Below are 19,851 nucleotides of genomic sequence, written 5' to 3'. Positions count from 1 at the left end.
TTCCGTTGGTGGTGATATTTAAGATTTGCTTGTTCTAAAAGGCTTCCGTTAAAGGAAGCCGTTTTGCTGCGGTATTTCCATCGAATTTTCTGACTAGAATCTGGTTTTTTTCAGCGAAAGTAAAAACAGCATATTTTTAACGATAAAAGCGCTGATTAAAAACCAGAGGAAAATGAAAAACGCATCAATATAAGTAAGATTAAGACAAATAAAATAGGCCATTGTAATACCAATAGCAGAATCAAGTTGATCGAATAAAATAAACAACTGCTTATTTTGCTTCGGATGTTGTCCCGGTGGGGCGCCGAGTCTCCTTTTCAACCAGGAGTTTGGCAATTCGAAAAGAACGTAACCTAAACCCGCTAGGAACCCGGTAAATAAGCAGGATCCAATCGTCCGTGGAATAATGGTGTCCTGTGTTTCGGTACAGAGTATTAACCACAGCGGTGAAAATAGCGCGGTAATAATGGGTACAACAATAAAACCGCGCCAGGTCTTGTTGCGACCGAAATAACGTTGATGTATTGGAATAGCCCAGCAGGAAAAATAGTTTTTCGTCACAATCACCATATGTAAACAACCACCAAGGATAACGGGGATAAGTAAAATCCCCGCGTGATAAAAACTATTGAGCATAAAAACTCCAGAAATGAAGACCTGTAAATAAAACAAACCCTGCAAGTGTTGTACTGACGATAGTACTGAGATGTTTGAACTTATAAAACGGGCGATCCCATAGCATGGCGATACTGAATGCAAGAAGCGCTAATGTCAGTAAAAGATGGGTCAGCCCTGGCGTTGCCACCAAACCTACCAAAGCGTAACCACTGACAATAAATAAGCTCCAGAATACCGGCATACCAAGGTAGGAGAGTCGATCTTCATCCTGAATATTTCCGACTTCATTAAATACGGATAATCTCAGGCAACCGCTAATGATCATTAAGATAATAAACAGGGAATACCAAGATTGATAACCGGAAAGGTAGAGGATAATGGCTGGAGAGATCAAGTAAATAAGTTGATCCATAAATCCATCAAGATAACGACCGAATGGGCGCGCAATATTTAAGTGTCTGGCTAGCATGCCATCAAGCGCATCGCCAAGCATGGCAAGATACAAAAACGCAATAGCTAAATAATACCAATGTTGTAATGCGGCTGCGACGGCAAGCGCGCTAAAGACCGCCCCAACGATAGTAATATAGTCTGCTTTGTTTAGATGAATGATGAAATGATTATTATTCATAATTTTTCCTTGTGTGGAACGGAAGATAATTGGCCTTTACCGAGCATATTGATCAGCGCGATGCGGTTTATTTTGCTGTTATGACGAATGTCAACAGGGATAGGATTAGCACAATAAATACGAGTAACCTGCGTGAGATCCAGCTCGTCTAAAATAGCGGGTAAATCTGTCGGTAGTGTGGCACTTTCCAGTATCAGGGCGGCTCCACCTAAAGGATGTAACACGAATGCGCTTTGAGTGACCCCTGGCAGTTCATTGATCCTTTTTTCCAGTACGTAGGGATGGATGATATGACCATCATCTAACACCACTTTGTCTTTTACCCGCCCAAGTAGCCAGAGCTGTCCTGTCGTATCCAGATAGCCGATGTCACCGGTACAGTGCCAAATGCCTCCCTGTTTACGTGGGAGTTTGTTTTTTTTCGTTGCTTGAGGATTATCAATATAGTCTTTGAGCACATGAGGCCCGGCAACCAAGATTTCACCGACATTACCGGCAGCTAGTGGGGTAATTTGTTGGGGGTTAGCCGTTATTTCCCGGATACATATTTCTGCTTGTGTAACCGGTTTTCCGACCAGATAACCATCATGAGTTGCCCAGTGGTTTAATTGAGTCGTCATTTCGACGGTACTGATCGGTTCAACCTCGGTGGAACCATAGACCACTAAATGCCGAGCATATGGAAAGACGGTCAGGCAGTTTTCAAGCAGAGCCTTGTTAGCAGGCGCACCACCTACGATGACTGTTCGCACGTTGGGGAATGACAACCCTTTGCTCTTAGCATAACCGGTGACTTTGTTCATATAGGCGGGAGCACCACTGAGGCATGTAACACTTTTGTCTTGCACTTGCTTGACGATCTTCTGCGGATCGACAGTTGCGGGATGGGCAAAGTCAAAATCAGGCAGAATACTGCTGTTGCCGCAGCATAATGAGTGCAGCACCATAACGGGGAAACTGTGTAGATCTATCTCATTCTTCCCTTCGATAAAAAGTGCTGTTATGGCATAAAGTTGTGCTAGCAAGCTGTCATGAGTGCGGTTTGCGCCTTTGGGTGTGCCGGTAGAACCCGAGGTAAAGGTAATTAACCCAGTTGTATCCGACGGTAAATCTCGGCAGATAAAGCTACTCAGTGGTAAATGTTGATTGGGTGTTTCCAGCACTTTCATGCCCAAGATACGTTGTCCGATGACAAAACGTCGCAGTCGCCACAGTTCAGGGATCAGAAACCAGAATTTTCCTAATGTAGGTTGAGTGATCACCGCCGATAATTTACTGTGGCGTAGTATCTCCCTCAGTTGCTTTTTGGCAAGCCCGCGCTCAAGCATAACGGGAACTAGTCCTAGCCCCAGAATGGCGATAAGCAATGGATAAAGTACTAAGCTTGGTTGGATAATCACTAACAAGCGATCGCCAGCGACGAACCCAGCTTGAGTTAACTGATACTGGAAATGGGAGGCGTGAGAAAAAAACTCCTGAAAGCTTAAACCGTTACTATGATCCCGTGAATGTGGCGTTTGCAGGGCTAAATGCTCAGGATGTTTTTGGGCTGCATCGACAATTGGTTGACAAATATTTGTCATGCGATCCTCCTGTAATAAAGCGCATATTGATGCTTGGTGGCAGCAGGTGTATTGAAAAGCCGTTTTGCGGTTTTGAGCGATGTATTATCTTCACGCATCATGGCCCCTCCTAGACGAGGGTGAATACGTCTGGCACTCTGTTCAAATGAGTGGTATAGCGTGTTGTACAGCCGACTGCTCCGGTATTGCGGTGCGACTGCCACGGTTTTCAGCAACCCGATAGCGGGCTGACCTTTTTGCAGGACTGACAGACTCAAAATTATCCCGGCAATTTCGCCACTAGGAGTTTTAGCCAGAAATGACGCAGGGTAATGGCAAAAAGGTTTGATAAACTCCTTACCACAATGCTGCTGAAATGTGGCCCAAGACGGGGTGGTATAAGCGAAATTCTCACCAAACACCGAGTCGATAAAAGAATAGAGTTTAACTTGCTCTTGCATCCATAATTCAGGCGTTAGCGGCAATAATGTCGCTGGAACATCAGGAAGTCTTTGTGCGCGTTGATGAGCCTGCCGAAAGTTGCCTTCTATTGCTTGGGTATCGTCGAATATCGAGGTATAGCGATAACGGATATCAAACCCTAATTCTTTCAACAAAAGGTGATAGTAAGGAGGGTTATAAGGCTCATGTTCAAAGGGAGGCACATCAAAATGATCAAGTCGAACGCGGTAGTGTCCGAAAGTTGAAAAGTTAATCGGCCCGTAGAGATTGCACGCACCATTTTCCTTGGCCCATTGTTCTAGAGCGCTAAACAACATGGTGTTGCTTGCTATGTCGTTATCAGTTTCCCAAAAGCCAAAAAATGCGGCAGATCGGCCATCAACTCTATGAGGTACTAAAAAGCCGACAAGACGGGCTTTCCCTGGAATGCAGCCAATCCAGGCTTTACTGTGATTAAACCAAGAATTCTTCAGGCTGAATTGCTGTTGTACTTTTTCCCGGTCTTCACCAGGCCATAGCGGCCAATCGCGATAAATACTGGGGGGAAGGTCAAGAAAACCTTCAGGTAGTGGATTGGCTGGAGACCATTCTCCTATGAAGATATTAGACATGTTCACTCCTTGATGTCAGCTCTTCTACAGTGGTGTCGTGCAAGCGGACAACAGTCCCAGTTGCTCCATCCATGTTTACCCGATCGCCATCTTTCAAAATTTGTGTGACGGCGGGAATGCCGACGATGGCGGGGATCCCCAGTTCACGAGCAACAACGGCGGAATGTGAAAGTGTGGAACCGCGTTCGATTAGTAATCCACCTGCTGTAGGGAATAACGGTGCCCAACCGGGATCGGTGCGTACAGTACACAGGATCTGCCCTGCCAGCGACATTTCATCTTGTGGGTTTTTAATTAATCGGATAGTTGTTTCAACTTGCCCTGGGTAGCAACCTATGCCTTGTAGCACGCTGCTATCAGTAGGGGCCTGTTTTTCCTGATAGGGATAGCTGTAATCTTGCTGCTGATACAGTGAACCTCTAATGAAAAAGTGATGAGCTGGTTCATCCTCTGTTTCGTAGTTGGCATATTCTTGCTTGCGCATAGCAACTAAAGGCTTAAGTTGGGTCTGTATTGCTGTTCCTTCGTAGCCGCTGTAGATCTCCTCTAACGTGAGATAAAAAATATCGCGGGGTTCAGCGAGTATCCCTTCTAAGGCATATGCCTGACCAAGTTGTAGGAAGATATCTCGATACAGCCCGAACATGCGAGTTCGGGTGAAGCGCATATTTTCCCGGTGGCGTATTGCTTGACGCAATTTTTGCAAATTCTTTTTGAAGGCGTTCATCCGCTTGGAACCGAGTCGTTCCTGTATTTGCTGAAATGCGGTATTTTCGGCTTGAGTACGCAATTTTCTTTCCCGGCTGGATAACGTCTCTGGTGTGAGGGTATCGATAGCAAGGTAGTTTTTTAGTATCAGAAATAAAAAACTGGGATCTTGTTTTAGTGTGATGGTTTCCAGCTTCAATTCACCCATCGTGCGATCGCCATATTTTTTAATATAATCAATGCACTGCTGGTGGAATGATTCATCGAGTTGGTGTACTTGGGTCAACAGGGTACGAGCATCACCGTGGATCAATAGGCTGCATAACTCAGAGTGCTGGCGTGCATATTGGCACATTTTTAACAGCACTTTGGTCGGCTGGGTACTTTCGATATCTTCATCCCCAGAAAGAAGATCACCTAATAATGCAGATGAGTTTTCAATACCGGCAGCAATTAGCCCCCGATGTACACGGCCATTAAACATCATCACGTAGAAATCGTTTAAGATCGGTGTCGTCCAGCGTCGTAGCAGATGTTCATCCAGATATTTTAATTTTTCGATCAGTTGGCCGCTGTTGCAAGTATGCAGCTCTGCTTGTTTTATAGCGGCGGCATGCCATTTAAACTGTTCTAAAAATAGTTCTACCCGCTGATCCATCGTTCTGAAAGCATATAGCAGGCGCAGAAGCGCCCATCCCATCTTTGGCAGTTTTTTTATTTTATCGCCCAGCGAAAGTGCTTGATCTTCAATAAAATCAACCGGATCTTCTAGCCCCATCATTCTTTCCATATCTTTTTTATTGGTTTGGAAAGCGGGAAGTAATAGGAGTCCTTTGTACCAATTGTTGATGTTGTAATAGATCCTACCTTTAACTAAGCCGAGCATATTTTCCAGCATAGAACGATGCTGATTAACCTGTTTATCTGAGCAACCTAAAGCACGTATTGTCTGTTCATAAACGGTGGCATAACCTGCCCGGGCAAAAGAGAAAGTCAGTGGTGTTGTTATTCCACAATAAGATTCCTGAATATTGGAATTATCGAAAATAATATGACGTTCGCTTTTATCGTCCAGACGTGGCAATCGGGTTATTGGCCGGGTCTGTAGAATAAAGATTTGATGGTTTTGAATCGTCCATTCGATATCTTGTGGACACCCTTGAGCTGCTGCAATTTCTTTGCCAATATCTCGTAATGCATAGATTTTATTATCGAGTAAGGTCGGTTCCCACTGTTTTTCTTTCGCGACGGGTATTGTTACTGTACCGCTGCCGTTGGTGGTATTGAAAACAGTTGCTGTCTCTTTTTGTGTGATATGACGTTCGATCTCAGGTGTGGTGAGATGAACTGAAAATTCATCGGTATCGCATTCGCCGGAAACTACGCCTTCTCCGGTGCCCCAGGCGGATGAGATTAGGCAATGTTGCCTGCTACCCGTAACAGGGTGTGCAGTAAACATGACACCGGAAACCTCACCGGCAACCATGTTCTGAATGATGACAGCACTACTGATATTGCCCATCGGTAGCCGTTTGTGTAGGCGATATTGTAATGCACGCGTGTTAAAAGCTGAGGCCATCACGGCACGTAAGCTATTGGCAAGCGCTGATTTACCCCGCTGAAATAGGTAGCTGTCCATCTGCCCGGCGAAAGAAGCATTGGCGGCATCCTCACCAATGGCTGATGAGCGAACAGCGAAAAATTCATCTGGGTGATTCTCTGACAAGAGAGCTAATTCTTCTTCTAATTTAGTAGGTAATGGAATCGACTGTAGCCACTGACGCAATGGCGCGGCAATAGCGTCGAGTGTTTCCTGGCTGATATCATGTGGTACGGTAGCCAACTGCTCTATGATGTTGCTTGCAAACGTATCGTTGATGAGTAGGCTATTAAGTACCTCGCTGCTGATGACCCAATAATTAGGTACAGGAAAACCGTTTTGCGTAAGCCATAATAAATTAGCCGCTTTTCCACCTAAGGAATGTTCCGGCAATGCAATAGCGTTATCTTGCGTGTAGAGATATTTCATATTGTTCCACCAATACAGCAATAGTATACCTTGCTTACATCATGCTCTTATTTGTACGTAATATTGTTGGCGTGAATAGATCAATAAGATATGAATGTATTACAAGCTATTGCTGCACCCTTATTTTAGAGGAAGAGTAAATTAAATAGTTTATTCGGTTGATTATTAATTCCGTGTTAATGAAATAAGCCAGCGGAGCGTTTTCATTGTGCGCTCCATAAATGGGTAGCCAACAACATTGTGTGCCATCATATAAAACGGAATCCTTCTCATCCATAAATCATGCAGCGCTAATTCATAGCCACGATGCCAAATTATTGGATCGAGGGAGATCCCCGATTTTTGCTCAAGTTCAACCCGATGTAGTTCAATATAATAAGCCACCTTATCTGCATCACTTGGTGGGTCTAAGCTAAAAGCCAGAAGTTCTGCCAGGTCGCGTTGGGGGAGATGCAAAGTAGACAATTCCCAATCCCAAGCGCATAAATGTAAGCCGGTTTCCTGTTGTCGGAAGGCAATATTGCGTGGGTTGAAATCACCGTGGATCAATGTCCTGGGCATCTGTTCGATCTCTTTCCACCAGGTGGAGGCATTGTCTACCCAGTGCTGGAAATCTTTATGTTCTTCGGCAGTGAACAACTCAGGGAACGTTTGGTGGATAAAATTGCCCAGTTTTTGCCACAGGGGCTTCATCTGTGAAACCGTATCGGCATTCGGAATTTGTAGTTGCGAGAATTTCCACGTGAGCTCTTCTTCCCGTCCCAACCAGATAGAGTGAATATCGGCTATTCCTCGGATGGCGGCTTCAAGGTGGCGCTGCTCCCAAGGTGTTTCCAGGTTAATATTGTTCATTAACACCATATCGTGGAGCAATTCTTCAATCAGGGCATAAGTTCCGGTTGCTTCGTTTTCAATTACACCATAGATAACTGGAATGTAGCGCATCAACCGTGGATCTTGCTGATTCATAATAGCCAGCTCACGGCTATGGCTTTGGTTAAATTCAAGCTGATGTGCAAAATCTTGGAAAACGGCAAACAACTCGGAAGAGCAGTGTTTGGCAATATCCAGTACCATCTCGACGACCTCTGTTCCCAAAGGTTTCAGTTTCAGCATTACGGGTAAATTATGCTGTGCGGATGTCGTCATGGAAAAAGGAAATAAGCCAATTAAACGTTCCGCATAATTCGAGCTCAGATGCGTCAGCATGCTGTGTTCATCACCGCCAGAAAATTTAGGATTGATCGTGGTTAAATGGGCCCCTTGTAACACAGGGTTAAAATCTGCTTGCTGGAAGAAGGAGAGATCAAGTTCCTGTGGGGTGTGTGCAGTGATATTGTTAGTGGTGACAGGGCGATAGCGGCCAAGTCTTTCATGTGATTGAGCGAATTCATCCGCAGCAATAGCTGACAATGTTGAAATATCAAGGGCCAGACAATAGCTGGCGATGATCTCCGCCAGGCGGGCGGTGCCATTTTCATCGGTGCAGCCCAACATGTTCAGACATTCACGTTGGTGTGGTAAATACGTTCCGCCACCGATAGTACCGATGATCAGAGAAGGCAGTGTAATACTGCAATAGACGCGGTTATCGGCAGTTAATGTCATGTGCAGGTGGGCGACTGACGATTCATGTACACAGGCAATATCCTGCCCTAGAGCGGTAAACATCCCGGCAATTACATTTGCGGCATTAATATTCATGCCGATCATCCCTGAGGCAATAGCTCCTTCGCAGACATGATGATAAGCCGTGACAAGTTGTTGTGGTGTGACTCGCAAGATTTGCTGACAGGATTCAGCATCTAAATAAACCTCAGCCACTACACGAGTTCCACGACCTTCGATGAAAGGTTGATAAGACACCTTTTTATCACTAGATGTATTACCATCGATCATAAAGTGACGTAGTGGTATAAACGCCATTTTGGCTAATTGCTGTTGGATCCATTGACATGCATACCAAGTGCAAACGGTGGTCATATTTTGACCTGCCGCAGCGGCTGTATTGTAGATAAATTGCAAATGGACGCTGCGACCAATGATATGTGGATTTATTTCCAACAATTGCGCATGTTTGGAATGGCGTCCTATTTCATACCGTAATTCGCTGATATGTTCTTTGATCCAATCACTGAACATAATGCTATGCGAGACGCTATGAAATTCAAAACGAGGGGCTCGTATCATGCGTTGACCGAGTACACGCGCGGTCGTCCCCCCTGATTGCGTAATAACGGAAGAACCACGGGATACCGAAGCAATCAAAGCGCCCTCTGTGGTAGCAAGTGGAGCATAATATACCCCTTGAGCGTATTGTCCCTTTATCAAGAGAGGGCCGGCGATCCCCACGGGGATTTCTATTGAACCAATAAATCCCTCAATGGTTTTTGTCAGTTTGGTCGCATCCAGATGAGTATCTGCCACGTGTTCCAATGCATGCCCGGTATGTTTTGCCAAATAATCCAGACGCTTTTGTCGCGCTTCCTCGGTGTAGGTGTAGAGGTGGCGGCGGGGCAATAGTTTTACTTGGGTTGTATCTGTACGGACGGTAGATGTTCCTTGGTGTTTTTTGATGCTGAATATGTCACGTGACAATTCTAGAATAGAACCTCGCGCACAGTTTTCTATGTGATCAGTGGTATTATCTGATGCATCACTTACATATGATGGGATATTCTTTTGCAACATAACTATATTTCCTTTAATGCCTAAGCAAACCCAAGCTTTATTAAGATGCTAGCAGTGCAAACTGAATAACCTAGCACCATGAATATTCCCACGACAGCTTCATCGCGTTTGCGATTCTTGATGGTGGGGCTATAGAGGAATTTGCCTAATTGCCATAGACACAACACATAACAAACGACCAAGATAATTAACGCCCATAACGCTATACCATCAGTGGTGATATTGATTAGCCAAATCTGTAACGCCAACATTACAGTGAGTAATGCCGCGATAATAGCAACGGCTCCTTTTCTGCCGAAAATAGATGAATAGGTCGGTATTTCCAGACGTTCTTCATCTGGGCCTTTGCACTTGCGTGTAATTTCAAAACTGAATCCAGAAAAGAAGCACAACCCCATTAAAACCCATATTGGAAAAGTGAATGTGAGGTTAGGACTGGCGATATTGCCTAACCACCAGATAATGAGTGGCATTACCAGCATATGGGAAATGGCATACCAAGTAAGGTGTTGGTTTAGCCATTCACCGATAAAGAATTCTTTCCCCATAAGACAGGTCCAGATAAAGACTAACAGCCAGGCAAAAGTAACTGAGCCAATTCCCCGATCTAGAAATAGACTTCCACCTAATTGTAATGCGATACAACAGATACCAAGTACCCGTAGATTTTTCAGCGTAATAATACCGCGTTGTAAAATCCGTTGTGGATGATGTTCACAATCCAGTTGGTAATCTTTATGCTCATCGAATATCCGTAATAGTAAAAAATAGGAGAAGGACATCAGGCAACCGAGAAGGATCTCCCATGTCAAAACTGGCTTTTCCCCTATTGAATAAAAAGCTACGGAATAGCTGATGATATAAAAGATAAAGAAAAGCGGCGCATTTTGTAGCGGGAAACGCTCATCCATCCATAGCTTTATCCTCTTACCAATGAATTTTGAATAAATATCTTGGCTTTCCATACACCGTTCCTATTTATTGTATAAGGATTAAACTATATACGTTTGTGACAATTCAGCCCAAGGATAATCAATCCAGAAGCAAATCTTAATAAATCCGATGCGTGCTTTTTAGCATTATCTCTCTCAATAATTTAAGAAATACATATGGACTGATGCCATACATTAAGCCAAAAGTTTGCAATCGGCTATAATCAGTATGTGTAAATTTTAATTTCATCATGCAACTTATGTTTACATTTTTTTCTATAACTGTATGTTTATGAGATGCTTTTGTTTCCATTGGGATTAAGGAATCATGGACTTTAATATCATATTTCAGACAGATATAGATAAGTTCTTCTCCGTTATCGACGACAACTTTGTTCCGTAAATAAATTTTTTGTGGGGGCAAAGTTACTACATATAAAATACCGGAATAAAGTAATGAATGATTAGTAATTGTAATTGAATTAGTGGTGGGATGTTTTGATTTAGCGCAGTTTATAGTCAGATATTACCCTCATAGTTAAAAGGTAAAATTTACAGTTAGGTCTGTATTGGATTCTTGATGTAGGATCGGGCGAATGCCGATATATTTTGGCTAGATAGCTACGTTACTTTATCAAGTAAGGAGTCTGAGCTGTGTTAGGAAAAATCCACAATCTTACTCTGCACTGGTTTATTACTGTCCGTGATAGTCATTTAGTTGTCAACCAGTATAAGCAGGAAGAGGTTAGTTTCAGCGACGAAGCCAATTATCTGGTTCTAATAGTTATTCGTACAGAATTAGGGTTGTGTGTTAAAAATTTGGTAGATACGATAGCGTTGAAGTTCATGCTTGCTGTTCTTTGTGCGGGTTTGTTCCAATTGGCTGAGTGTATAGAAGCGAGTTTGCCGGAGGGCGTGGATCAGCACGATCTTGCGCGATTATCATGTTGATCAGAGTAGAAATTCCTGTAGATGCAGCGGGAATAGATCAGTTATTACGGAAATCTTTTGATGCCCCGGCAGAAGCGGAATTGGTCCAACAATTGCGGGAAGATGGATTATTGACGTTAGGGGTGGTTGCTACTGATGACGAAGGCCAGGTAATCGGTTACGTGGCTTTTAGTCCGGTGGATATTAATGGTGAAGATCACCAATGGGTTGGTCTGGCGCCGTTAGCGGTTGTTGAAGAATATCGTCGGCAGGGGATTGGTGAAAAGCTGGTGTATGAAGGTTTGGATAGCCTGAATGAATTTGGTTATGGTGTCGTCGTTGTTTTAGGTGATCCACACTACTATCGCCGGTTTGGTTTTACGCTTGCCAGTGAGCATCAGTTGCATTGCCAGTGGTCAACGTGTGAATCTTATTTTCAGGTATATGAATTAGCTGATAGTTCTTTGGCTGACCATAAGGGGTTGGTTACTTACTCCCCATACTTTGACCGTTTTTAATTGATGCTAAATATTCTGCTATACAGACGGGCTGGCAAATAACCAGCCTCTCTTTTTGCTGTTTACTTAATTGTTTTACTTGATATTCCAGCTGTGAGGCATTGGAGCGGTCTCCGGCATGACTACTGAAAACTAGCTGTAACGGTCCTTTCCCCCTCAGTGATTTGGCTCCTTTCCCGTTTTTATGTTGTGCAAAACGGCGGTGAATATTTGTTGTTATCCCGGTATAAAGCATTCCTGATTTTGTTTTCAGTAAGTAAAGAACCCATTGATTTTCAGCCATATAATTTTTTTCTGAGTTTTCTATTTTTGATATTTATATTTTACTCGAACATTTTTCTATATCATTTTTCTGAATAATTTAGTTTAAGTTATTACAATATAACAGTTTTATAAAACCTGTTACATATCAATTTGCTATACGTCGCATTGTTTATTCAAAAAAATTGAAATAGAATAGCAATAATTGCTAATTTTTATTCCGGCCTTTAGAGCATACTATGATCCACATCACAGAGAGTAACTCATTCCACTAAAAATTGATCAAGGATCATAATATGAAAAACGTAAAATATATCGCTGTTGCTTTAGCTTTAAGTGCTATCTCTTTTGGTAGTATGGCGGCAACAGAAGTTCAAACTTCTTCTTCCCCTAAAATTGGTGTAGTTTCTGTAACAGGGGCTGATACTTTGGAAACCCTAAGTACCGAATTGTCCAAAAAAGCTGACAAAGCAGGCGCATCTTCTTTCCGCATTGTCTCTGCCAGCGGTAAGAATCAATTATCAGGTGTTGCTGAGATCTATAACTAATTTATAGTAGAGCATACTGAACCCTGTCCCTGTCAGGAGATATCAGAACACGCCGTAGGATGATGTTTATCCCGGCGTGGTTCTGCGCTTCTAGGCAGATACAATCCTGCTATTGGAGAGAGAGTGAACGCGACTGAAAACTTTCAGATTATCCACAGATACCTCGCAAGACAGCATGTTCTAACACTTTGTACAGCAACCGGTGATGATATTTGGTGCGCAAATTGTTTCTATGTTTTCAATGCCGATGAAATAGCCTTCTGGTTTATGACTGAACGTCATACTCGCCACGGTGAAATGATACAGGTAAATCCACAGGTTGCAGGTACTATTGCCGGGCAGATTCGTAATATTGCACAGATAAAAGGTATTCAGTTCAAAGGAGAAGTCATTCGTCTTGAGGGTGAAAAAGATAAAGCGGCCAGAGCACGTTATTGCCGCCGTTTTCCTGTGGCAATTGCTGTTAAAACACCTATTTGGCAACTGAATCTCAATGAAATAAAGATGACTGATAATACGCTTGGATTTGGTAAAAAAATCTGCTGGCAGCGATAAAATTATCTTAATCTATGAATAATCTGGTTGTAGCTACCACGCCATAGTAAACCGGGTTCATAAAGATCTTGTATAAACTTGCCATCCACTAGCACATTAATATAGCTGGTAATTTCCCGTTGAATTTCGCTAAGTCCCTTTAGCCGATAACCCGTCCAAAGCCAAATGTCCTTGTCTGGGCACTCTGCTTTAACCCGTTTTACCAATTTCAGGATTGCGGATGTGTTGTGTGGATGTAGGGGATCTCCACCAGATAAAGATAGTCCTTGTCGTTTAATGCGTTTGTCCTGTAAATCAAAAATTACACGGTCTTCCATTTCCTGCGTAAATGGTTGGCCGGAGTGCACCCGCCAGGTACTTTTGTTATAACAACCGGGGCATTGATGTTCGCACCCCGCGACAAATAGTGTGCAGCGGGTTCCGGGGCCGTTGACCACATCAACAGAGTAGTATTGGTGGTAATTCACGTTGTCAGCCTGCCTTAAATTAGCCTAATTGCCCATTTGTCAGATGTTTTACTCTGCGTTTCACTTCTTCTTGTTTGCCTGCATTGAATGGGCGGGCATCGGGACTTCCCAGATAACCACAGACGCGGCGGATGACTGATACTCTGGAAGGTTCATGATTGCCACAACGTGGACAGGTAAACCCTTTACTGGTACAGGAGAATTCACCGGCGAATCCACAGTCATAGCATTCGTCGATGGGGGTATTGGTACCGTAATAAGGGACACGTGAGTAGCTGTAATCCCAGACATCTTCCAGTGCTTTTAGATTATGTTGCAAATTAGGATATTCGCCGTAACAGATAAAACCGCCATTTGTTAGTGGTGGATAAGGGGCTTCAAAATTCAATTTGTCATAAGGATTGACCTTCTTTTCAACGTCAAGATGGAAGCTGTTGGTGTAATAACCTTTGTCTGTCACTCCTTCAATCACTCCAAACTCAGCGGTGTCAAGGCGGCAGAAACGGTCACATAGATTTTCACTTGGTGTGCTGTACAAACTGAAACCGTAACCTGTCTCTTTTTTCCATTGATCAGTGGCTTTTCGCAGATGATCAACAATTGAGAGTGCTTTTACACGTAATTGTTGATCATCAAATAGATGAACTTGATTGCCATACAATGCGTTAATGGTCTCATGAATACCAATATAGCCTAGGGAGATAGAAGCCCGGCCATGCTTGAAGATTTCAGCGATATGATCATCGGCTTTCAAGCGAACCCCGCAGGCACCTTCCATATAAAGGATTGGTGCAACTCGTGCTTTGACACTTTCCAAGCGGGTAACACGGGTCATTAGTGCTTGCTTTGTCAGTGCCAGACGTTTGTCTAGTAATTGCCAGAAATGTTTTTCATCTCCTTTGGCTTCGATAGCTATCCGAGGCAGGTTCAAACTGATAACCCCTAAGTTATTGCGTCCTTCATGAATTTGTTCCCCCTTTTCCTCATAAACACCGAGGAAACTGCGACAACCCATTGGGGTTTTAAAGGAGCCTGTGACCTTAACCACTTGATCATAGTTAAGAATATCTGGGTACATGCGCTTACTGGCACATTTGAGAGCCAGTTGCTTGATATCGTAGTTAGGATCGCCGAGTTTGTGATTTAGGCCATCACGGATAGCAAATACCAGTTTGGGGAACACCGCTGTTTTGTGGTTCTTACCCAAACCAGTAATGCGGTTACGCAGAATAGATTGTTGGATTAGACGGGATTCTTTTGATGTACCCAGACCAAAGCCAAAAGTGACAAAAGGAGTTTGTCCGTTGGCGGTATGCAGTGTATTAACTTCATATTCCAGTGATTGAAAAGCGTCATAACACTCTTTTTCTGTTCGTACTTCGGCATAAGATTTTTTATTGGTGATATCCCACTCTTCGGCAATCGCCAAGTGTTTTTCATAGCTGGCTTTAACGAAGGGGGCTAATACTTCATCTATACGATTGATGGTGGTACCGCCATAAATATGGCTGGCAACCTGAGCGATAATTTGAGCCGTTACCGCTGTTGCGGTTGAAATGGATTTTGGTGGTTCTATTTCGGCATTACCCATTTTGAACCCACTGGTTAGCATGCCTTTTAGGTCGATTAGCATACAGTTAAACATTGGGAAAAAGGGGGAATAATCGAGATCATGATAGTGGATTTCGCCTCTTTCGTGAGCCAATACCACATTACGCGGCAGAATATATTGTTTGGCATAATTTTTAGCAACAATCCCGGCCAGCAGATCCCGTTGAGTTGGAATCACTTTGCTGTCTTTATTGGCGTTCTCATTGAGCAGGGGAACGTTACTCTGTTCAATTAAACCACGGATTTCTTGATTAAGTCGGCTGTGTAATTCTCGGACAGTATCTCTGTCGTGACGATATTGAATATAGCGATGGGCAAGGTGCTTATGGTTGTCTGCTATCAATTGCTTTTCTATTGCGTTCTGAATATCTTGTGCATCAACTTGCCTGTAGTTAGCCATTGATTGCGTTACTGTGGATGCAACTTGGATACAATACTCATCATCCGTCATGCCAACGGCAGAAGTGGCCCGTTTTACGGTATCTCTGATACGTGTTTCATCAAATGGTACCTGGCGACCATCCCGTTTTATCACAACAGTTTTCACAATATGACTCCTTGAGAATGTTATCCAAAAGGGCAACTATTCTCGTTTTGATATCCAGCTTAAAGATAGATATTACTATATATGTCTTTATTTTTATATTTAAACACAATATATAGTAATTTTCGGTGAGATAATCACGATCTCATTTGATCTGAAACAAAGAATGAAGACTTAATATTTAAGGTCCAGTGAGAAGTACAACCCCTTGGTCAGTAACTAACCAAGGGGTTGTAGAAAACAGGGCAGGGATTATTTACGAATCGCGATAGCTTCGATTTCGATTTTAACGTCTTTTGGTAGACGAGCTACTTCAACACAAGAACGTGCCGGGAAAGATGCATTGTGTTCTTTGAAGAATGCTTCATAAGTTGCGTTAACGGTACCGAAGTCATTCAGGTCTTTAACGAAGACAGTTGTTTTAACAATGTCACCTACAGTGAGACCGGCTTTCTCAACGATAGCTTTAACATTTTCCAGTGATTGACGAGCTTGAGCGGCGATATCTTCTGCGACATCACCTGTTTCTGGGTTGACTGGAATCTGGCCGGAAGTGATGACCATATTGCCTAGATCAACACCCTGAACATATGGACCAATTGCAGCAGGGGCTTTATTGGTATTAATCTCGTATGACATAGGTTCTCCTGTTAATGTGATAACTGAATGAATATTTCATCAAGGGTACTATTATAGTGTTCGCTTTTGCCTCAGCAACTGACATTAGATCATTTATTCGTTGAGTATCACCACATTGCGGTCAAATTCTTTCTCGCAGTATTTGCAGGTTAGCACCACATCTTCCGTTGTCACTTTGACTCGAAAACTGCTTTCTACGGGTTCATTGTGGCTGATGCAGTTGCTGTTAGGGCAGACTAATACGCTATCGATACGCTCAGGCAAGTTAATGGGGAGTTTCTTCACAACTTCATAGTCTTCAATACAGTTCACTGTGGCATTCGGCGCATACATAGCAAGTTGGTTAGCTTGCTGTTCTGTCAGGAATGTATTTTCGATTTTGATGAGATCTTTTTTACCTAGTTGATTGGAAGGTAAATTCAGGCCGATGGTAATGCGTTGATCGGTTTCAGTTAGCTTAAACAGAGAGAGTAGTTTGAAGCCGACCTGAGCCGGGATATGGTCAATCACCGTACCGCATCTAATCGCTTCGACTTGTAGTTTATGATCTTGGGTCATCGTGTTTTGTATGAATACATTTTAGTGACAACTTTCTGTATTCATCCTCCAGATATATTGTTAAGAATCGACACGTCTTCCATTTTAGGCGGTGGTACCTCGTTTATCCAGATAAAGCGTCGGTGATTCAGTACTACAAATTGTTCCCAATCTCCTCCTGACAGGACAATCTACCAAGGAATATCAGAAAGCCATATCCCCGCAGAGAGCGTGAATTAGCACAGAAATAGTGAAATTTCATTTTGAAGTACAGAAAGGCAGCGGTATGCCCCATGAAAGCCGGCTAGCTGGTCGAGAGATACTTATTTTAAATCAGGAATTAGGTGCGGAATGACGGTTAATAACTAAAAATATTACTTTTCTGTAAATATATTAAAAGTTAATAATAAGTTGGTATAATTAATAAAATGAAAAATAAATACTTGAAATAAAAAAAGCAAATTCATATAAAAACAGTATTAATTTTTTTTGAAATGATTTAAAATGAAAGCATGTTTTTTAATATATAAAAAATCCACTTATGAACACGCCATTTTCTATAAATGGGTGCTATTTCAAAAAGAAAATCAATTTACCCATGATATTACTTTTAAATGGAGAACATGGTTCGTTCAGTATTTAATCTTATAATGTGAATCCAAGGGAGATTAAAGAATGCTCTAATTGAGTTATATAAAATTCAAGAGTTTTTAAAAAATACTAAGAAACGTATCTATCTTTTTAACTTAAAAAGAGGGCTTGCAAAAATTAAATTTTATTTTTTAACTAAAAGTTGTTTTAATTATACGGAAATATACCCGTGCTTATTGAAACTGTTTGGTTTTCCCCAAAATAAGGCTCATGGTATCAGTCATGGAAATATTCATTACCGATGGACAAAAAGCCGAACTTGAACACCTCCATCACACCTGTCGTGATAAGAGGGAATGTGATCGTATCAAAGCGATTCTGCTGGCCTCTGAGGGCTGGAGTTCAGTGATGATCGCTCAGGCTCTGCGTCTTCATGAAACGACCGTTAATCGTCATATCAGCGATTACCTTAATCACCGCAAATGGAAGCCCGAAAATGGCGGCTCTCAGGACTATCTCAGCGAAACACAGATTCAGGCACTTATTGCTTATCTGACTGCGAATCTTCTGCCCACCACACAGGTTGTTATCCGTCTTGTAAAAGAAGAGTGGGATAAATACATCGCTTTTTTACGGAAATATTACCGGAACTTGCCGGGAACCTGTCGTACCGTATTAATGACAACTTCCAGGTTTAGAATCCTGCATCTTCAAGTTAAGTGGGTATATATGAATAATAAATACGAAACGGTTATTGTCTTAGGGGCTGGCCCAATTGGTCTATTTTCTGCTTTTAAAATATTAGAAAATAATTTTGCGGAAAATGTATTGATATTAGATAAGCGATTTATTTCTGCTTACACCTTTAAAGGCTGGGCAGAAAGATCAATGGTTGTACAATTTCATCGAAAGCTTTTTTCTCTCTCTTATCTTCCAGAAATAGTGAAAAAGTGTCCTCATGGAGTACTTAAAGAAGATTATGAAGATAATCGGAAGAAGTATAGTGATTTAGATCACATGAGTATAAAAAACATACAATCCACCATTCTAGAAAATATGGAAAAATTTTATAAAAATCGTTTTTTTATGGTAGGATTAAAAGATATATCTTCTGACAATGATATTGTTTCAATTTCTATTTTTACAGAGCACTTTGATGATAATAGTATTTTAAAAAATTTAAACCCGGAATTAATTGTAGATGCAACTGGTTATCATTCCATCTTAATGAATAAAACAATAGGCATTCAATTCGAAAGTGAGTATGAATATGGTTCAGCTCTAAAAATGACCTGGCCAGAACATGAAATGTCTCATGTTGAAAATAAAAAAACTGAATTTCATGACTGTCATGAAAATACAATCTTTTTTAGCGAAGGAAACTCATCTGTAGCTGAATTCTCATATCCATCTGATAAATTTAGTGAATTTTTTGAAGAATGTGGGTATTCTATAAATCACACGAGTACTAAATTGCCATTTCTGAAATTTGATACAACACCTTTTTCAATAAAATTACCACCATTCTTAGACAAAATAACATCTCTTAAGAAAGATCATTTTCTATATAAAAGAGCAGTTGACTTATTCAATACGATTAGAAGAAATAAACTTTCCGGTATTAATGGATTAGAATTCATTAATTACTTGCAAGGTTTCAATTGGTCAGAGGCAGACAGTCTTGCTTTAGTCGTTCGTAGGATAATAGATAAAAGAGTAACTATAGAAAACACATATGCTAATCTTGAAGAAAACTTTTTAGATTTAATGAAAATTAGAGTTATTTTTGTACCATCTAGAACCGAGAGATGGTTATCAACAAATAAAGTAACAACAAAAATTAATCTTATCTTTTCGAATGATAATAATTCATTACATAATCAAATTTCTTCAGTAACAGCTTGCGCTGTCGGAGATAGTCTAGCTAGCACAGACTTTAGACATGGTCTTGGCATCAATCGAGGATTTCACACTGCAACTAGGTTATTTCAAGATAAAACAGACCCAGAATTAGTAAGGCTTGAATTGATACAAAATAGCTATTCTATGCTAGATGTTATAAATGATAATTCAATATTTAGTAGAGCTATTTCGTGCAGAGATTGGCTTATCCTATAGTAAAAATCTGCCTTCATAGAAGGCGGAATTGATTTTGCTACAGAAGGACGTAATCAAATCTCTAAAATCAAGACGCTACCACTTCTAATAGGTTGTTTTCATTTAAGAATAAATATTATAAATGCAACCCGAATTCTGTTTAAGCCGTCACTGAAAAATCGTCTTCTGAATAGAAAACTTTCAGTGATGGCTTCTTCCATTTAAGGCAATAAACAATCAAACCGCCTAAAACGGTCAACATAAATCCTTTGATTACTGAGCAAGGTGGGAAAATCGTTCCCATTGAGG

The 19,851-nt window shown here is 41.7% G+C and carries 16 protein-coding genes and 2 pseudogenes; 5 read left to right on the top strand and 13 right to left on the bottom strand.

Features of this window, described 5'->3' with window-relative positions; genetic code table 11:
* Nucleotides 1–93: 93 nt before the first annotated feature.
* From AAC155_RS07365 to AAC155_RS07335, 7 genes are all read right to left on the bottom strand, one after another.
* Nucleotides 94–636: a CDP-archaeol synthase gene (locus AAC155_RS07365; RefSeq protein ID WP_113041622.1), complete on the bottom strand. Its 543-nt coding sequence runs from the start codon at nt 634–636 to the stop codon at nt 94–96.
* Nucleotides 626–1,249, bottom strand: a complete 624-nt coding sequence (locus tag AAC155_RS07360; RefSeq protein WP_113041621.1) for a CDP-alcohol phosphatidyltransferase family protein — start codon at nt 1,247–1,249, stop codon at nt 626–628. Before AAC155_RS07360 ends, AAC155_RS07365 begins: the two co-directional genes overlap by 11 nt.
* Nucleotides 1,246–2,832, bottom strand: coding sequence for a fatty acid CoA ligase family protein (locus tag AAC155_RS07355; protein ID WP_113041620.1), 1,587 nt, complete (start codon nt 2,830–2,832; stop codon nt 1,246–1,248). The genes AAC155_RS07360 and AAC155_RS07355 overlap by 4 nt, the downstream gene beginning before the upstream one ends.
* Nucleotides 2,829–3,884, bottom strand: coding sequence for a hypothetical protein (locus tag AAC155_RS07350; protein WP_113041619.1), 1,056 nt, complete (start codon nt 3,882–3,884; stop codon nt 2,829–2,831). Before AAC155_RS07350 ends, AAC155_RS07355 begins: the two co-directional genes overlap by 4 nt.
* Entirely contained in the window at nt 3,877–6,621 is a 2,745-nt protein-coding gene (locus AAC155_RS07345; RefSeq protein WP_229015572.1) for a phosphoenolpyruvate synthase, read from the bottom strand. Before AAC155_RS07345 ends, AAC155_RS07350 begins: the two co-directional genes overlap by 8 nt.
* A gap of 165 nt (nt 6,622–6,786) precedes the next feature.
* Nucleotides 6,787–9,312 (bottom strand): phosphotransferase, encoded by a 2,526-nt coding sequence (locus AAC155_RS07340; protein ID WP_113041617.1) that lies wholly within the window; start codon nt 9,310–9,312, stop codon nt 6,787–6,789.
* A gap of 20 nt (nt 9,313–9,332) precedes the next feature.
* On the bottom strand, nt 9,333–10,277 hold the full coding sequence (locus AAC155_RS07335; protein ID WP_113041616.1) for a prenyltransferase: 945 nt from the start codon (nt 10,275–10,277) through the stop codon (nt 9,333–9,335).
* Between the two features lie 621 nt (nt 10,278–10,898).
* Between AAC155_RS07335 and AAC155_RS07330 the strand changes: the two genes are divergently transcribed.
* Nucleotides 10,899–11,195 (top strand): hypothetical protein, encoded by a 297-nt coding sequence (locus AAC155_RS07330; RefSeq protein WP_112894248.1) that lies wholly within the window; start codon nt 10,899–10,901, stop codon nt 11,193–11,195.
* Nucleotides 11,189–11,692, top strand: a complete 504-nt coding sequence (locus AAC155_RS07325) for a GNAT family N-acetyltransferase (protein WP_113041615.1) — start codon at nt 11,189–11,191, stop codon at nt 11,690–11,692. Before AAC155_RS07330 ends, AAC155_RS07325 begins: the two co-directional genes overlap by 7 nt.
* Here AAC155_RS07325 and AAC155_RS07320 read toward each other — a convergent pair.
* Nucleotides 11,661–11,975, bottom strand: a complete 315-nt coding sequence (locus AAC155_RS07320) for a GIY-YIG nuclease family protein (RefSeq protein ID WP_113041614.1) — start codon at nt 11,973–11,975, stop codon at nt 11,661–11,663. The two genes, AAC155_RS07325 and AAC155_RS07320, sit on opposite strands and share 32 nt — an antisense overlap.
* 274 nt (nt 11,976–12,249) lie before the next feature.
* Between AAC155_RS07320 and bhsA the strand changes: the two genes are divergently transcribed.
* A complete protein-coding gene (gene bhsA, locus AAC155_RS07315) occupies nt 12,250–12,501 on the top strand; it encodes a multiple stress resistance protein BhsA (RefSeq protein ID WP_113041613.1) in 252 nt (83 codons plus the stop codon).
* 123 nt (nt 12,502–12,624) lie between these two features.
* Nucleotides 12,625–13,056, top strand: a complete 432-nt coding sequence (locus tag AAC155_RS07310) for a YhbP family protein (protein ID WP_113041612.1) — start codon at nt 12,625–12,627, stop codon at nt 13,054–13,056.
* A gap of 2 nt (nt 13,057–13,058) precedes the next feature.
* Here the strand turns inward: AAC155_RS07310 and nrdG are convergent, their stop codons facing one another.
* The 4 genes from nrdG to pyrI form a co-directional block, all read right to left on the bottom strand.
* Complete coding sequence (gene nrdG, locus AAC155_RS07305; RefSeq protein WP_113041611.1) at nt 13,059–13,523, bottom strand: anaerobic ribonucleoside-triphosphate reductase-activating protein; 465 nt, start codon at nt 13,521–13,523, stop codon at nt 13,059–13,061.
* A 19-nt stretch (nt 13,524–13,542) separates the two neighbouring features.
* Nucleotides 13,543–15,681, bottom strand: a complete 2,139-nt coding sequence (gene nrdD / locus AAC155_RS07300) for an anaerobic ribonucleoside-triphosphate reductase (protein ID WP_113041610.1) — start codon at nt 15,679–15,681, stop codon at nt 13,543–13,545.
* Nucleotides 15,682–15,930: 249 nt separating this feature from the next.
* On the bottom strand, nt 15,931–16,317 hold the full coding sequence (gene ridA / locus AAC155_RS07295) for a 2-iminobutanoate/2-iminopropanoate deaminase (RefSeq protein WP_036810177.1): 387 nt from the start codon (nt 16,315–16,317) through the stop codon (nt 15,931–15,933).
* Nucleotides 16,318–16,410: 93 nt separating this feature from the next.
* Nucleotides 16,411–16,875 carry an aspartate carbamoyltransferase regulatory subunit gene (pyrI, locus tag AAC155_RS07290; RefSeq protein ID WP_113041609.1) on the bottom strand — a complete coding sequence of 155 codons (465 nt, stop codon included), beginning with the start codon at nt 16,873–16,875 and terminating at the stop codon, nt 16,411–16,413.
* 852 nt (nt 16,876–17,727) lie between these two features.
* Between pyrI and AAC155_RS07285 the strand changes: the two are divergent.
* Nucleotides 17,728–17,968: pseudogene (locus AAC155_RS07285) on the top strand (helix-turn-helix domain-containing protein); the annotation flags it as partial.
* 1,734 nt (nt 17,969–19,702) lie between these two features.
* Here AAC155_RS07285 and AAC155_RS07280 read toward each other — a convergent pair.
* Nucleotides 19,703–19,816: pseudogene (locus tag AAC155_RS07280) on the bottom strand (IS982 family transposase); the annotation flags it as partial.
* Nucleotides 19,817–19,851: the final 35 nt, after the last annotated feature.

Origin of the sequence: Photorhabdus sp. HUG-39 (assembly GCF_963878365.1) — a bacterium.
Classification (GTDB): Bacteria; Pseudomonadota; Gammaproteobacteria; order Enterobacterales; family Enterobacteriaceae; genus Photorhabdus; species Photorhabdus kayaii.
Note: the sequence above shows the minus strand (reverse complement) of the source record. Positions and strands in the feature narration are given on the sequence as shown.